Here is a 14,264-nt window from a genome sequence, read left to right on the forward strand (position 1 = left end):
CCCCCGAAGGGGCCCCTCCCGACGGCTGCTCAGCGGACCGGGTGGCCCGCCTCCCGCAGCGCGTCCTTGACCTGCGAGATCCGCAGATCGCCGAAGTGGAAGACCGAGGCGGCGAGCACCGCGTCCGCACCCGCCGCGACGGCCGGCGGGAAGTCGGAGAGCTTGCCGGCGCCGCCGGACGCGATCACCGGGACCGTGACGTGCTTGCGCACGGCCGCGATCATCTCGGTGTCGTAGCCGTCCTTCGTACCGTCCGCGTCCATCGAGTTGAGCAGGATCTCACCCGCGCCGAGATCGGCGGCCCGGTGCGCCCACTCGACGGCGTCGATGCCGGTGCCCTGGCGGCCACCGTGCGTCGTCACCTCGAAGGAGCCCGAGGGCGTGCGCCGGGCGTCGACCGACAGGACGAGCACCTGGCGGCCGAAGCGCTCCGCGATCTCCTGGATCAGCTCGGGGCGCGCGATGGCGGCGGTGTTGACGCCCACCTTGTCGGCCCCGGCCCGCAGCAGCTTGTCGACGTCCTGCGCCGAGCGGACCCCGCCGCCCACGGTGAGCGGGATGAAGACCTGCTCGGCGGTGCGGCGCACCACGTCGTAGGTGGTCTCCCGGTTCCCGGAGGAGGCGGTGATGTCGAGGAAGGTCAGCTCGTCGGCGCCCTCGGCGTCGTACAGCTTGGCCATCTCCACGGGGTCGCCCGCGTCGCGCAGGTTCTGAAAGTTGACGCCCTTGACGACCCGGCCGTTGTCGACGTCCAGGCAGGGGATCACACGTACGGCGAGGCTCATGCGCCCTCACCCCGGAAGGCCTCGACCTCGACCTCGACGACCAGGCTCGGGTCGACGAAGCCGGAGACGATGATCATCGATGCGGCGGGGCGGACGGCGTCGAACAGCTCCTTGTGCGCGCGGCCGACCTCGTCCACGTCCCGGGCGTGCGTGATGTACATCCGGGTCCGTACGACGTGCTCCGCGCCCAGGCCCAGCTGCTTCAGCGCGTCGAAGGCCACGTTGAAGGAGTTGACCGTCTGCTCGTAGGGGCCTCCCCCGGCGATCTGGCCGCCGACCACCGACGTACAGCCGGAGACCAGGACCAGACCGTTCGGCAGCTCCACCGCGCGGGAGTAGCCGAACTGCTCCTCCCAGGGAGCGCCGGTCACCACCTTGCGCACCGCGTCCGTCATGCCGAGGCCACCACTTCGAGGGCCTCTTCGAGCGTGAAGGCCTCGGCGTAGAGCGCCTTGCCGACGATCGCGCCCTCGACGCCCAGCGGGACGAGGCCGGACAGGGCCCGCAGGTCGTCCAGGGAGGAGACGCCGCCGGAGGCGACGACGGGCTTGTCGGTGGCCGCGCAGACGTTCTTCAGGAGCTCGAGGTTGGGGCCCTGGAGCGTGCCGTCCTTGGCGATGTCCGTGACGACGTAGCGGGAGCAGCCCTCGGCGTCGAGGCGGGCCAGGGTCTCGTACAGGTCGCCGCCGTCGCGGGTCCAGCCGCGGCCCCGGAGGGTCGTGCCGCGCACGTCGAGGCCGACGGCGATCTTGTCGCCGAACTCGGCGATGACCTTGGCGACCCACTCGGGGGTCTCCAGGGCCGCGGTGCCGAGGTTGACACGGGTGCAGCCGGTGGCGAGCGCCGCCGCGAGCGAGGCGTCGTCGCGGATGCCGCCGGAGAGCTCCACCTTGATGTCCATGGCCTTCGCGACCTCGGCGATCAGCTCGCGGTTGTCACCGGTGCCGAAGGCGGCGTCGAGGTCGACCAGGTGCAGCCACTCGGCACCCGAGCGCTGCCAGGCGAGGGCCGCCTCGAGCGGGGAGCCGTAGGAGGTCTCGCTGCCGGACTCGCCGTGCACGAGACGGACGGCCTGGCCATCACGGACATCGACGGCGGGGAGGAGTTCGAGCTTGCTCACAGCGTTCCGATCCAGTTCTTCAGCAGCTGGGCTCCGGCGTCGCCGGACTTCTCGGGGTGAAACTGGGTCGCCCACAGGGCGCCGTTCTCGACGGCGGCGACGAACGGCTCGCCGTGGGTGGTCCAGGCGACCTTGGGGGCGCGCATGTTGGGGTTGCCGACCTCCAGGCTCCACTCGCGCACCGCGTAGGAGTGCACGAAGTAGTACCGGGCGTCGGCGTCGAGGTCCGCGAACTGCGTACTGCCCTCGGGCGCGTCCACCGTGTTCCAGCCCATGTGCGGCACGACGGGGGCGTTCAACGGCTCGACCGTACCGGGCCACTCGTCGAGGCCCTCGCTCTCCACGCCGTGCTCGATGCCGCGGGCGAAGAGGATCTGCATCCCGACGCAGATGCCCATGACGGGGCGGCCGCCGGAGAGCCGGCGGCCGATGATCCACTCGCCGCGGGCCTCCTTGAGGCCCTCCATGCAGGCGGAGAAGGCGCCGACGCCGGGGACGAGGAGTCCGTCGGCGTTCATCGCCTTCTCGTAGTCGCGGGTGATCTCGACGTCGGCGCCGACCCGGGCGAGCGCACGCTCGGCGGAGCGGACGTTGCCGAAGCCGTAGTCGAAGACGACGACCTTCTTGGGGCTGCCGGTCACGCTCATGACCACACGTCCAGCCGCAGCACGCCGGCCGAGAGACACATCGCGGCGCCGATGGCGACGAGCACGATGAGGCCCTTGGGCATCTGCTGCTTCACGAAGGAGTAGATGCCGCCGAGCAGGAAGAGCCCGACGACGATGAGGATGGTGGAGAGGCCGTTCACGGTTAGAGCGCGCCCTTCGTGGAGGGGAGGATTCCGGCGGCGCGCGGGTCGCGCTCGGAGGCGTAGCGCAGGGCGCGGGCGAAGGCCTTGAACTGGCATTCCACGATGTGGTGGGCGTTGCGCCCGTACGGGACGTGAATGTGCAGCGCGATCTGGGCCTGGGCGACGAAGGACTCGAAGATGTGCCGGGTCATCGTCGTGTCGTACGAGCCGATCATCGGCGCCATGTTCTCGGGCTCGGTGTGCACGAGGTACGGGCGGCCGGAGAGGTCGACGGTCACCTGGGCGAGCGACTCGTCCAGCGGGACGGTGCAGTTGCCGAAGCGGTAGATGCCGACCTTGTCGCCGAGGGCCTGCTTGAAGGCGGCGCCCAGCGCGAGGGCGGTGTCCTCGATGGTGTGGTGCGAGTCGATGTGGAGGTCGCCGTCGGTCTTGACGGTCAGGTCGAACAGACCGTGCCGGCCGAGCTGGTCGAGCATGTGGTCGTAGAAGCCGACCCCGGTCGACACGTCGACCTTTCCGGTGCCGTCGAGGTCGATCTCGACGACGACGGACGTCTCCTTGGTGGTGCGCTCAACGCGGCCTACGCGGCTCATCGCTTCTGCTCCTTCATCAGTTCACGGACCGCGTCGAGGAACGCGTCGTTCTCTTCGGGGGTGCCGGCGGTGACCCGCAGCCATCCCGGTACGCCGTTGTCCCGGACCAGGACGCCCCGGTCGAGGATTCGCTGCCAGGCCGCGTGCGTGTCGGGGAACTTCCCGAACTGCACGAAGTTGGCGTCGGACTCGGTGACCTCGAAGCCGAGGGCACGCAGTGCGATGACCAACCGGTCGCGCTCGGCCTTGAGCTGCTCGACGTACCCGAGGAGGGTGTCGGTGTGCTCCAGGGCGGCCAGCGCGGTGGCCTGGGTGACGGCGGAGAGGTGGTACGGCAGGCGGACCAGCTGGACGGCGTCGACGACGGCCGGGTGCGCGGCGAGGTAGCCGAGGCGCAGTCCGGCGGCGCCGAACGCCTTGGACATGGTCCGGGAGACCACCAGGTTCGGCCGCCCTTCGAGGAGGGGCAGCAGCGAGTCGCGGTGGCTGAACTCCACGTACGCCTCGTCGACGACGACCATGGAGGGCTTGGCCGCCTGGGCCGCCTCGTACAGGGCGACGACGGTCTCGGCCCCGACGGCGGTGCCGGTGGGGTTGTTGGGCGAGGTGATGAAGACGACGTCCGGGCGGTGCTCGGCGATCGCCTTCTCGGCCGCGGGCAGGTCGATCGTGAAGTCCTCGTTGCGCGGTCCGGAGATCCAGCCGGTGCCGGTGCCGCGGGCGATCAGGGCGTGCATCGAGTACGAGGGCTCGAAGCCGATCGCGGTACGGCCCGGGCCGCCGAAGGTCTGCAGCAGCTGCTGGAGGACCTCGTTGGAGCCGTTGGCCGCCCAGACGTTCTCCAGGGCGACCGGGTGCTTCCCGGTACGGGAGAGGTAGCGGGCGAGTTCGGTGCGCAGCTCGACCGCGTCCCGGTCGGGGTAGCGGTTGAGGCCGCGGGCGGCCTCGGCGACGCGCTCCGCGATGCGGGCGACGAGCTCCTCCGGCAGCGGGTACGGGTTCTCGTTGGTGTTCAGCTGGACGGGGACGTCGAGCTGGGGCGCGCCGTACGGGGACTTGCCGCGCAGCTCGTCCCGGACGGGCAGGTCGTCGATTCCGATGCGGATTTCGGTCACTTCTGCGGGACCTTCCATCCGAAACGGGCCTTGATCGCGGCGCCGTGGGCCGGGAGGTCCTCGGCCTCGGCGAGCGTCACCACGTGGTGGGCGACGTCGGCGAGCGCGTCGCGCGTGTAGTCGACGATGTGCACCCCGCGCAGGAAGGACTGCACGGAGAGGCCCGAGGAGTGGCAGGCGCAGCCGCCGGTGGGCAGGACGTGGTTGGAACCGGCGCAGTAGTCGCCGAGCGAGACGGGCGCCCAGGGGCCGACGAAGATCGCGCCGGCGTTGCGGACGCGGTCGGCGACGGCGGCGGCGTCGGCGGTCTGGACCTCCAGGTGCTCGGCACCGTACGCGTCGACGACCTTGAGGCCGTCGGCCAGGTCGCGGACGAGGACGATCGCGGACTGGCGGCCGGCCAGGGCCGGGACGATCCGGTCGTCGACGTGCTTGGAGGCGGCGACCTGGGTCTTCAGCTCGGCCTCGGTGGCGGCGGCCAGTTCGTCCGAGTCGGTGACGAGGACGGAGGCGGCCATCGGGTCGTGCTCGGCCTGGCTGATGAGGTCTGCGGCGACGTGCACGGGGTCGGCGGTGGAGTCCGCGAGGATCGCGATCTCCGTCGGGCCGGCCTCGGCGTCGATGCCGATGCGGCCCTTGAGGAGGCGCTTGGCGGCGGCCACGTAGATGTTGCCCGGGCCGGTGACCAGGTTGACGGGGGCGCAGCCGGGATCGCCCTCGGTGCCCTCGGTTCCGTACGCGAACATGGCGATGGCCTGGGCGCCGCCCGCCGCGTACACCTCGTCGACGCCGAGCAGGGCGCAGGCGGCGAGGATCGTCGGGTGCGGCAGGCCGCCGAACTCCTTCTGCGGGGGCGAGGAGACGGCCACGCCCTCGACTCCGGCCTCCTGGGCCGGGACGACGTTCATCACGACGGAGGACGGGTAGACGGAGCGGCCGCCCGGCACGTACAGGCCGACGCGCTCGACCGGGATCCACTTCTCGGTGACCGTGCCGCCGGGGACGACCTGGGTGGTGTGGGTGGTGCGGCGCTGCTCGCGGTGGACGAGGCGGGTGCGGCGGATGGACTCTTCCAGGGCGGCGCGGACGGCCGGGTCGAGCTCGTCGAGGGCGCGGGTGATCGCCTCGACGGGGACCCGCAGGCTCGGGACGCGGACGCCGTCGAATTTCTCCCCGTAGTCGATCACCGCTGCGGCGCCATGATGCCGGACGTCCTCGCAGATCGGCCGCACCTTCTCCAGGGCGGCTTCCACGTCGAACTCGGCACGGGGCAGCAGGTCGCGCAGAGCGGAACCCTCGGGGAGGGCCTCGCCGCGCAGATCGATTCGAGAGATCACGGGTCAATTCTCGCAGACGGCTCCGCGGCACCGGACGCCCGTATCACTGGCTGATACACGCGCTGATACGCGCCACAGTGGCGTCTTGTCGCCACACCTGACCATTAGCGTTCAGCCCGTCACACAGCGGGAAGAACGGCTGTGCGAATCCACGAACAGCCTGGACAGACGCACGGGGAAAGCGAGGGGGCGGCGTGACCGAGCCGCACGAGGACGGGATGCCGGAGGACCTGACGGGCCCGGAGCGGGCCGTCTGGAGGGCGTTCCGGATCGGCAGGACCTGCGATCTGACGGAGGGGATCGCGGAGCGGGACGACCCGTTCGGGTCGCGGGAGTGGGGGGAGGAGCGGAGCGTCCGCGCCGACGTGGTGGCCCTGCTGCTGCTCGACGGGCCCCAGGCCAGGTCCGGGCGGGTGGCCGCGCTGAAGCTGCGCGGGGTGCGGATCACCGGCGTGCTGAACCTGGCGGGCGGGACGATAGGGCCGTACGTGGAGCTGAACGGCTGCCGGTTCGACGGCGAGGTGGAGCTCCCCGAGGCCCACTTCGGCACCCTGCGGATGGTCGCCTGCGCGATACCGCGCCTGGAGGCGGCACGGCTGCACACGACGGGCGATCTGCACCTGCCGCGCTGCCGGGTCCGGCGGGGCATCCGGCTCACGGACGCGCAGATCGGCACGGACCTGCTCATCAACCAGATCCAGGTGTGGCCGGACCGGCGCGGACGGGCGATCACTGCCGACGGGATGGTGGTGGCCCAGGACCTCCAGGCCGAACTGATCGAGACGCACGGGGAGCTGAGTCTGCGGGGCGCGAAGGTCGGCGTCTCGCTCAGCCTGCGGGGCAGTGTGCTGCGCGGGGCGCAGCAGCGCCGCGCGCTCAACGCCCCGCAGCTGACGGTGGAGCGCTCGCTCTATCTGAACGCGGCGTGGGTGTACGAGGAGTCGGGGAACACGACGGGAACCCCGCCGTACGGGGTGACACCCGCCCAGGGCGCCCGGCGGAAGCCCGTGGAGTGCCACGGCGGGGTCCGGCTCGACGACGGCCGGTTCGGCGACGCGGTGGACCTCCACTACGCCCGGTTCCTGCTGAGCGGGGCGCGCCGGGAGGAGGTGTCGCTGCGCCGGATAGCCACCCCGGAGCTGCGGTTCAACGGCGAGCGCCCGGAGGAGGGACGGGTGGTGCTCAACGGCGCCAGGATCGTCACGCTGATCGACCTGTCGACCAGCTGGCCGGGGCCCGGCGGCCTCGCGATGGGCGGGTTCGTCTACGAGAACCTCGTGCCGTACGGACACTTCCCGCTGGCCCGGCGCCTGGAGTGGGTGGCGGCGGCCACCCCGGAGTACGCCCCCGAGCCGTACGAGCGCCTGGCGACGGTCCTGCGCAACAGCGGCGAGGACGCGGACGCGCGCGAGGTGCTGCTCGCCAAGCAGCGCCGCCGGCGGGAGACGCTGCCGGTGGCGGGGAAGCTGTGGGGGTACATCCAGGACTGGACGGTGGCGTACGGCTACCGGCCGGGCCGGGCGGCGCTGTGGATGGCGGTCCTGTGGGCGGCGGGCACGGTGGCGTTCTCGCGCTACCACCCGGTGGCGCTCAAGGGGGCCGAGGCCCCGGCGTGGAACGGGCCGCTGTACGCGCTGGACCTGCTGCTGCCGGTGATCAACCTCGGGCAGGACGGCTACTGGCGCCTGGAGGGCGGCTGGCAGTGGGCGGCGGCCGCGCTGATACTGATCGGCTGGATCCTGGCGACGACGGTGGCGGCCGGCGCGACCCGCCTCCTGCGGCGCGGCTGACCGAGCGGCCCGGGGGCACGGAGACGCCGACCGCGAGCGCGGCTCCGGGGGCTGCGGCACCGCGGCGGGGCGGCGGCCGCGAGCCGCTCCGGGCCTCGGTGTGAGGGGGCCGGGTGAGGTGGGGGTGAAGGGGCTGGGCAGAGGGAGCGGAACACCGGCTCCCGATGGGAAAATACGTCGCACCATGTCCTTGCTCCGCGCTCTGATCGGCGCCGTCCGCCCGGCCCGGCCCACCCCGCGGTTCGCCGCGGGGCTCGTGCCGGACGACGACGTGCTGCTCGACGCCCCGGACGAGCGGCTCGCCCCCGCCCTGGTCGCCGCCGCCCTGGCCGACCCGGAGCCCGCGGCGAAACTGCTCGCCACCACCCGGGACGCCGCCGAGTGGGAGGACCGCGACCGGTACGTCACCCGGTTCGCCACCTTCGCGTACCACCGGGGCGACTGGCTGGCGCACTGGCTCGAAGCCGCGCCCGACGACCCCGACGCCCTGCTCGTCTCGGCCCAGCTCGCCGTCCGCCGGGCCTGGGAGTCCCCCGCCCGGGCAGAGCGGCTGCGCGAGCTCGGCCCGCTGGTCCACACGGTCACCGAGGCCGCGCCGCACGATCCGGTGCCGTGGCGGCTGGCCTTGGACCACGCCCGCGGGGCGCATGCCGGGCACACCGTCTTCGAGGCACTGTGGGAGCAGGCCGTGCGCCGCTCCCCGCACCACTACGGCAGCCACGTCGCGGCGCTCAAGTACCTCTCCGCCCAGTGGTACGGCTCGCACCGGGCCGCCTTCGACTTCGCCGAGCAGGCCGCCGACGACGCCGCTCCGGACTCGCTCGTCCGCGCGCTCCCGGCCCGCGCGGCCTACGACCGGCTCCGGGCGCTGCCCCGACCGGACCGTTCGGCGGCGGCGACCCGGCTCGACGGGGCCGCCGACCGGGCCCTCGCGCTGTCGGCCGCCTTCCCGGCGGGTGACCCGTGGCCCGCCGAGGTCCGCAACCTGCTCGCGTACGTGCTGGTCGAACGGGCGCGGTGGGACGAGGCGCTGGACGAGTTCCACCGGATCGGCGCCCACGCGACCTCCTTCCCCTGGGGCGCGCCGCGGGGAGCCGTACAGGAGGATCCTCTGCTCCGGTTCCTCGCCGTCCGGGACCTCGTACGGTCGGAGTCGGCAGGCCGGAGGCGCCTGTGGAGGCCGGGATACGGACGGGCCGGACGAGGCGGTCCCTGCGGCCATTAGGCTTGGCCGCTGTGACCACCGCTCGACTGCCTCTCTTCCCGCTCAACGCGGTGCTGTTCCCTGGCCTCGTGCTGCCGCTGAACGTCTTCGAGGAGCGTTATCGCGCCATGATGCGCGAGCTGCTCACCATCGACGACCCGGAGCCGCGCCGCTTCGCCGTCGTCGCCATCCGGGACGGGCGCGAGGTCGCACCGACCGCCCCCGGAATGCCGGACCAGACCGCGCTGCCGGAGAAGGGCCCCGCGGCCGGCTTCGGCGCCGACCCGGTCCAGGCCTTCCACCGGGTCGGCTGTATCGCCGACGCGGCGAGCATCCGGGAGCGCGCGAACGGCAGCTTCGAGGTCATGGCGACCGGGACGACCCGGGTGAAGCTCCTGTCGGTCGACGCGAGCGGACCGTTCCTGGTCGCCGAGGTCGAGGAGATCCCGGAAGAGCGCGGCGAGGACGCCGGCACCCTCTCCGAGGGCGTGCTGCGGGCCTTCCGCACCTACCAGAAGCGGCTGGCGGGGGCGCGCGAGCGGTCGCTGACGACGAGCGAGCTGCCGGACGATCCGTCGGTGGTGTCGTACCTCGTGGCGGCGGCGGCGGTGCTCGACACCCCGTCGAAGCAGCGGCTGCTCCAGGCGCCGGACACGGCGACGCGGCTGCGCGAGGAGCTGGCGCTGCTGCGCGCGGAGACGGCGGTGCTGCGGCACCTGCCCTCCCTGCCGGCGGTCGACCTGACGCAGGGTCCGACGAACCCGAACTGAGCCGGGGCCTAGGGGGTGTCTTGTCGATCAGGCCCCGCGAGCCCGGCCTGATCGACAAGACACCCCTAGCCCGGCCGCACCGAGGAAGAGCGAAGAGCGCGTGGCGAAGAAGCAGAAGAAGAACAGCGGCGGCACCCCGGCCACGGTCGCGCTGACCACGGCCGGCACCCCGTTCACCCTGCACGCGTACGAGCACGACCCGGCCTCCCCCTCGTACGGCGAGGAGGCCGCGGAGGCGCTCGGTGTCTCCCCCGACCGGGTCTTCAAGACGCTGGTGGCCGACGTCGACGGCGAGCTGACGGTCGCGGTGGTCCCCGTCGCGGGCCAGTTGGACCTGAAGGCGCTGGCCTCGGCGGTCGGCGGGAAGCGCGCGGCGATGGCCGACCCGGCCGCGGCGGAGCGCACGACGGGGTACGTACGGGGCGGCATCTCGCCCCTGGGCCAGCGCAAGCGCCTGCGTACGGTCCTCGACGCCTCGGCCTCGGACCACGCGACGATCTGCATCTCGGCGGGCCGCCGCGGCCTGGAGGTCGAGCTCGCCCCCGCGGATCTGGCCGCCCTCACCTCGGCGGTCGTCGCCCCGATCGGCCGCGGCTGACCCTCAGAGGCTCTTCTGCTCCGGCTGCGCCGGTCCCCAGGGGCCGTCCGGTTCCGGGTCGCGGGGGCCGAAGAGCGCCGTGAGCACGAGGTGCACGATCATCGCCGCGAGTGGCCAGGCCAGCATCGCGGCGGCCGCCATGTTCAGTTCGAGCGGTGCCTCGAAGACGACGTCGGGGCCGACCGACTTCGCGTGGGCGACCACGTCCCGCGCCGGGCCGAAGTACGTCCCCACGCCCCAGGCGAGCAGCGAGCCGAGGACGCCGCCGACGGCCAGGCCGAGGACCGGCGGGACCCCGCCCTCGCGGCGCAGCAGGAAGACGACGAGCGCGGCGACGGCGCCGAAGGCCAGGGCGAGGAGGACGAACGTGCCGTCCGCTCCGATCGCCGACTCGCCCTCGGAGTCGCGGAGGTAGACCCCCTTGCCGTCCGAGATCAGCAGGACGCGCGGCGCCAGCCACAGCCACAGCCCGCCCAGCAGCGCACCCGCGACCGCCGACACGACGGTCACGACGACCCCCAGCAGGACCTCGGCCGACGTGATCGGGTCCCCGGCGGGGCCGAGCATCGGCGGAGGCGGCGGGGGCCAGTCGGGGTCGTTCGGCGGCTGGTGAGGCGGAGTCAGGGGTGCGGTCACCCCGCCATCGTGCCAGGTGTGTCCGTGGCCCGCCTCAGCGGACGGCAGCCCGTCGGTACGCCCAGGTGGCGACCGCGAGGGAGACCACGCCGACCGCCCCGCAGACGGCGAGGTCGAGGCCTACGGCGGCCCAGTCGGGGTGCGGTTCGAAGGTACGGGCGAGGGCCTCCACGCCGTACGTCGAAGGCAGCAGGTCCCGCGCCCAGACGATCGGCTCCGGCAGCCGTTCGGCCGGGAGCACGCCGAGGAGCAGCGCCGCCGACATGCCGAGCTGGCCGAGGAGCGTGGCCAGCTCCTGCCGGGGCGCGAGGAGCCCGAGGGCGGCGCCGAGTCCGGCGAGCGCCGCCCCGGCGAGCGGGACGACGGCGCCGAGGATCCACAGCTGGCCGAGGGGCAGCCCGAAGAGCACGGATCCGGCGACGGCGGTGACGGCCGTCCCGGGCACGGTGAAGGAGGCGTACGCGCCGGCCGCGCCGAGCACGACGGCCGCGGGCGGCACGGGCAGGGTGGCGTAGTGGTCGAGGCCGCCGCTCGCCCGCAGCTGCCCGAAGTACTGGGCGAGCAGGTTGAGCGCGACGAAGGCGACGACGAGGACGGTGGAACCGGCCACGACGGCCCGCGCCTCGGATCCCCCGTCGACGACCCCGCGCATCAGGACCATGATCCCGATCGACTGGAAGGTGGCCACGAAGAGCAGCGGGATCCGGGCCACCCGGGCGCGCGAGAGCTGCGCGCGGTAGACGGCGGCCAGCGAGGGCAGCAGCTTGGCGCGCGGGGCGAGGGGCGCTGCGCCGTCCTCGGAACCGGGCGCGCGGACGGGGAGCGCGTCGGTCGGCAGGGCCTCGGCGGGCACGGTGCTCACTGCGTACAGCTCCTGACGGTCACGTACGGAACGTGGGGAACGCGGGGACCACGGGGCCAGCGGAGGCCATGGGACCCCTGGGGCGTATTGAGCCCACTGAGGCCACTGAGGCCGCTGAGGCCACGGGAGACGACAAGGTGTGGAGGGGCGGGGCGAAGGGCGAGGCTCACGCCTTCACCAGTCCCTCGGTCGCGCCGCCCAGCGCCAGGTACACGTCCTCCAGGCTGGGCGTGGCCAGCGTGAAGTCGTCCAGTGCGGTGAAGGCGGCTCCGCCGGTGACGGCGGCGACGGCCGCGCGGGCGGCGTCGGGGGCGAGCCGGAGCATCCAGCGCCGTCCCGTCTCCTGGGCGACCCCGCGCAGGGCGGCGACCTCGGGCAGGTGGAGCGGCGGCGCCTCGCGCCACACCAGCTCGACGCGGACCTCGCCCGCGACGCGTTCCTTGAGCCCCGCCGGGGTGTCGCAGGCGATGACCCGGCCGTGGTCGAGGACGGCGACGCGGTCGAGGACGGTCTCGGCCTCGATGACGTTGTGGGTGACGAGCAGCACCGTGGTGCCGTCCTCGGCGCGCCGCCGGTCGACGGCGGCCCACACGGCCCGGCGGGCGACGGGGTCCATGCCGGTGGTGGGTTCGTCGAGGACGAGGACGGGCCGGCGGCCGACGAGCGCGGTGGCGAGGCAGGCGAGCCGCCGCTGACCGCCGGAGAGCCTCTTCAGGGGCCGGGCGGCGAGCGCGGTGAGGCCGAGCTCCTCCAGGACGGCTTCGCTCTCACCGCGCGCCTCCCGCGCGGTGAGCCCGCGCAGGCGGCCGGTGGTCTCGGCGGCGAGGGCGACGGTCAGCTCGTCGAGGGCGGTGGACTCCTGGCCGAGGTAGGCGAGGAGCCGGGCCGCCCGCTCGGGGTGGCGCACGAGGTCGTGGCCGAGGAGTTCGACGGTGCCGGAGTCCGGGCGCATGAGTCCGGTGAGCTGGCGGACGAGAGTGGACTTGCCCGCTCCGTTGGGCCCGAGCAGGCCGAAGATCTCGCCGCCGCGCACGTCGAGGCAGATCCCGTCGGTGGCACGCACCTCGGGGGTCGCGGGAGCGCCGCGCCTGCCGCGCGTAGCGGGGTACGTCTTGACCAGATCCCGCACCGTGCACACCGTACTCACGGGGGAAGAGCCTACGGGGTCGCCGGGCCCGCTCCGGGCGCGGGGGCGTGTTCGGCGGCGGCCCGGACGTCGATCTCGCGCCAGAAGCCGGCCCGGATGGCGTACCGGTCGTGCTCGTCGATCTGATCGTCCTTGTGCGCGAGCAGGCCGAATCGTGCCGCGTACCGGAGAAGTTCGCCGTCGATGCGGTGCGGGATGCGCGGGTAGAGGGTGGAGAGCTTCTGGACGTGACTCTGCTCGGGGAGCCGCTCCATCCAGCGCCGGGCGAACACCTGGCCGACCTCGAAGGGGTCTCCGCCGACGGTGGTGATGTCCTCCTCGCGGTCCGCCCAGCGCTGCTCCGCGCTGGTGAGGAGGGCGAGGGTGGGCAGGGACGCGGTCTCCGCCGGTTCGCCGAGGGAGGGCGCGGGACGCTCGACCCAGCCCCGGTCGGAGGACCAGCGGAGCGCGCTCGCGCCCTGCGGCACCGGCGCGAGCGCCCCGCCGGTCACGCCGGGGCCGCGCAGCCCCGCCAGGTCCTTGGGGGTGGGGACGCCCTTGCCGAGGGACGGGACGCCGACCCCGTCGAGGCGCCCGTCGTGGCCGTTGACGGAGGAGGTGGGCGTCTCCGCGGAGTGGTCCGGTCCCCCGTTCCGCGCGGCGGCCGCGGCGGCGGCTTCGGCGGCCCGCTCGACGGAGGCGGCGAGGGCGGCCTCGGGCAGCGGGGCCGAGAGGATCGCGGCGATCTCGGGGCGCGGGGCGGGCGGGGGCGGGCAGAGTCCGGCGAGGTCCCTGGCGCGGACGGCCCGGGTGATCCAGGTCCGGTCGAGGACCCGCCGCTCGTCGGCCTCGGCCACGAGGTCCTCGGACTGGTTGTAGTCGCCGTCGGCGGCCTGGACGGCCCACAGGTGGACGGCGACGCCGTGCTCCTTGGCGGACATCAGCCCCGGCAGCAGGTCGCCGTCGCCGGTGACGAGCACGATGTCGGAGCAGGCCCGGTTCCGCGCGAGTTCGGTCAGCTCGGTGTGCATGGCCGCGTCGACGCCCTTCTGCGCCCAGCGCCCGTCGCTCCTGGTCAGAGCGCCGAGCCGGACGGTGACCCGGGGCATCACGCGCAGCCTTCGGTGCTCGGGCTGGGGCACCCGGTCGGGTGCGCCGTCGAACCAGTAGATCCGCAGCAGGGGCAGCGCGGTCTCGGCCTCGGCCCGCTCGCGCAGCTGCTGGATCAGCGCGGCGTGGTCGACGGTGATCCTGGAGCGGGCCGGTTCCCCGGCGAGGAGACTGGCGGCGGCGCCCAGCAGGTAGCCGGCGTCCACCAGGACGACGCAGCGGTCCACGTGTTCCACCCTCTTTCGGGAACCTCGGGGTCGGATCGAACTCTGGGTCGAACTAGGTAACGACACGGGATCTGATGGTGCTTCGCGTTTCCTTCGAGTCTGCCCGACGGTCACGAGCTTGACGGTCGGAACTGGATCATCGGCGTGGCGGATATCACGTCCACCCGGCCCTTACGTTCC

16 protein-coding genes are annotated in these 14,264 nt (G+C 73.4%); 4 read left to right on the plus strand and 12 right to left on the minus strand.

Features of this window, described 5'->3' with window-relative positions; all coding sequences use genetic code 11:
- Positions 1-29: 29 nt before the first annotated feature.
- Genes hisF through hisD form a run of 8 tightly spaced genes read right to left on the minus strand, consistent with a single transcriptional unit; the run spans position 30 to position 5,761 of the window.
- Positions 30-785 (minus strand): imidazole glycerol phosphate synthase subunit HisF, encoded by a 756-nt coding sequence (hisF, locus tag OG580_RS08870; RefSeq protein WP_267043089.1) that lies wholly within the window; start codon positions 783-785, stop codon positions 30-32.
- Positions 782-1,180 carry a RidA family protein gene (locus OG580_RS08875; protein WP_267043090.1) on the minus strand — a complete coding sequence of 133 codons (399 nt, stop codon included), beginning with the start codon at positions 1,178-1,180 and terminating at the stop codon, positions 782-784. The genes hisF and OG580_RS08875 overlap by 4 nt, the downstream gene beginning before the upstream one ends.
- Positions 1,177-1,905, minus strand: coding sequence for a bifunctional 1-(5-phosphoribosyl)-5-((5-phosphoribosylamino)methylideneamino)imidazole-4-carboxamide isomerase/phosphoribosylanthranilate isomerase PriA (gene priA / locus OG580_RS08880; RefSeq protein WP_267043091.1), 729 nt, complete (start codon positions 1,903-1,905; stop codon positions 1,177-1,179). Before priA ends, OG580_RS08875 begins: the two co-directional genes overlap by 4 nt.
- The gene (gene hisH, locus OG580_RS08885; protein ID WP_267043092.1) at positions 1,902-2,552 is read right to left on the minus strand and encodes an imidazole glycerol phosphate synthase subunit HisH; all 651 of its coding nucleotides are present in this window, start codon (positions 2,550-2,552) and stop codon (positions 1,902-1,904) included. The genes priA and hisH overlap by 4 nt, the downstream gene beginning before the upstream one ends.
- Positions 2,549-2,713 (minus strand): hypothetical protein, encoded by a 165-nt coding sequence (locus OG580_RS08890; RefSeq protein WP_267043093.1) that lies wholly within the window; start codon positions 2,711-2,713, stop codon positions 2,549-2,551. Before OG580_RS08890 ends, hisH begins: the two co-directional genes overlap by 4 nt.
- Positions 2,714-2,715: 2 nt before the next feature.
- The gene (hisB, locus tag OG580_RS08895) at positions 2,716-3,309 is read right to left on the minus strand and encodes an imidazoleglycerol-phosphate dehydratase HisB (protein ID WP_015032911.1); all 594 of its coding nucleotides are present in this window, start codon (positions 3,307-3,309) and stop codon (positions 2,716-2,718) included.
- The gene (locus OG580_RS08900) at positions 3,306-4,415 is read right to left on the minus strand and encodes a histidinol-phosphate transaminase (protein WP_267047943.1); all 1,110 of its coding nucleotides are present in this window, start codon (positions 4,413-4,415) and stop codon (positions 3,306-3,308) included. The genes hisB and OG580_RS08900 overlap by 4 nt, the downstream gene beginning before the upstream one ends.
- A gap of 5 nt (positions 4,416-4,420) precedes the next feature.
- The gene (hisD, locus tag OG580_RS08905; RefSeq protein WP_267043094.1) at positions 4,421-5,761 is read right to left on the minus strand and encodes a histidinol dehydrogenase; all 1,341 of its coding nucleotides are present in this window, start codon (positions 5,759-5,761) and stop codon (positions 4,421-4,423) included.
- Positions 5,762-5,955: 194 nt separating this feature from the next.
- Here hisD and OG580_RS08910 point away from each other — a divergent pair, with 194 nt between their 5' ends.
- The 4 genes from OG580_RS08910 to ybaK all read left to right on the plus strand — a co-directional run bounded on the left by OG580_RS08910 (position 5,956) and on the right by ybaK (position 10,123).
- On the plus strand, positions 5,956-7,551 hold the full coding sequence (locus tag OG580_RS08910; protein WP_267043095.1) for an oxidoreductase: 1,596 nt from the start codon (positions 5,956-5,958) through the stop codon (positions 7,549-7,551).
- 184 nt (positions 7,552-7,735) lie between these two features.
- Entirely contained in the window at positions 7,736-8,776 is a 1,041-nt protein-coding gene (locus OG580_RS08915; protein WP_267043096.1) for a hypothetical protein, read from the plus strand.
- Positions 8,777-8,787: 11 nt separating this feature from the next.
- Positions 8,788-9,525, plus strand: a complete 738-nt coding sequence (locus OG580_RS08920; protein WP_267043097.1) for an LON peptidase substrate-binding domain-containing protein — start codon at positions 8,788-8,790, stop codon at positions 9,523-9,525.
- 100 nt (positions 9,526-9,625) lie between these two features.
- On the plus strand, positions 9,626-10,123 hold the full coding sequence (ybaK, locus tag OG580_RS08925) for a Cys-tRNA(Pro) deacylase (RefSeq protein WP_267043098.1): 498 nt from the start codon (positions 9,626-9,628) through the stop codon (positions 10,121-10,123).
- Positions 10,124-10,126: 3 nt separating this feature from the next.
- Here the strand turns inward: ybaK and OG580_RS08930 are convergent, their stop codons facing one another.
- The 4 genes from OG580_RS08930 to OG580_RS08945 all read right to left on the minus strand — a co-directional run bounded on the left by OG580_RS08930 (position 10,127) and on the right by OG580_RS08945 (position 14,093).
- Positions 10,127-10,759, minus strand: coding sequence for a DUF2567 domain-containing protein (locus OG580_RS08930; RefSeq protein WP_267043099.1), 633 nt, complete (start codon positions 10,757-10,759; stop codon positions 10,127-10,129).
- 34 nt (positions 10,760-10,793) lie between these two features.
- Positions 10,794-11,597, minus strand: a complete 804-nt coding sequence (locus tag OG580_RS08935; RefSeq protein ID WP_267047944.1) for an ABC transporter permease — start codon at positions 11,595-11,597, stop codon at positions 10,794-10,796.
- 190 nt (positions 11,598-11,787) lie between these two features.
- Positions 11,788-12,759 (minus strand): ABC transporter ATP-binding protein, encoded by a 972-nt coding sequence (locus OG580_RS08940; RefSeq protein ID WP_267047945.1) that lies wholly within the window; start codon positions 12,757-12,759, stop codon positions 11,788-11,790.
- Positions 12,760-12,779: 20 nt separating this feature from the next.
- On the minus strand, positions 12,780-14,093 hold the full coding sequence (locus tag OG580_RS08945; RefSeq protein ID WP_267043100.1) for an NYN domain-containing protein: 1,314 nt from the start codon (positions 14,091-14,093) through the stop codon (positions 12,780-12,782).
- Between the last annotated feature and the right edge of the window lie 171 nt (positions 14,094-14,264).

Source organism: Streptomyces sp. NBC_00094, assembly GCF_026343125.1.
Classification (GTDB): domain Bacteria; phylum Actinomycetota; class Actinomycetes; order Streptomycetales; family Streptomycetaceae; genus Streptomyces.

What these genes read in the sequence shown, in the direction of transcription:
- hisF (WP_267043089.1), bottom strand. Translation starts at nt 785, where the DNA reads ATGAGCCTCGCCGTACGTGTGATCCCCTGCCTGGACGTCGACAACGGC.
- OG580_RS08875 (WP_267043090.1), bottom strand. Translation starts at nt 1,180, where the DNA reads ATGACGGACGCGGTGCGCAAGGTGGTGACCGGCGCTCCCTGGGAGGAG.
- hisH (WP_267043092.1), bottom strand. Translation starts at nt 2,552, where the DNA reads ATGAGCGTGACCGGCAGCCCCAAGAAGGTCGTCGTCTTCGACTACGGC.
- hisB (WP_015032911.1), bottom strand. Translation starts at nt 3,309, where the DNA reads ATGAGCCGCGTAGGCCGCGTTGAGCGCACCACCAAGGAGACGTCCGTC.
- OG580_RS08915 (WP_267043096.1), top strand. Translation starts at nt 7,736, where the DNA reads ATGTCCTTGCTCCGCGCTCTGATCGGCGCCGTCCGCCCGGCCCGGCCC.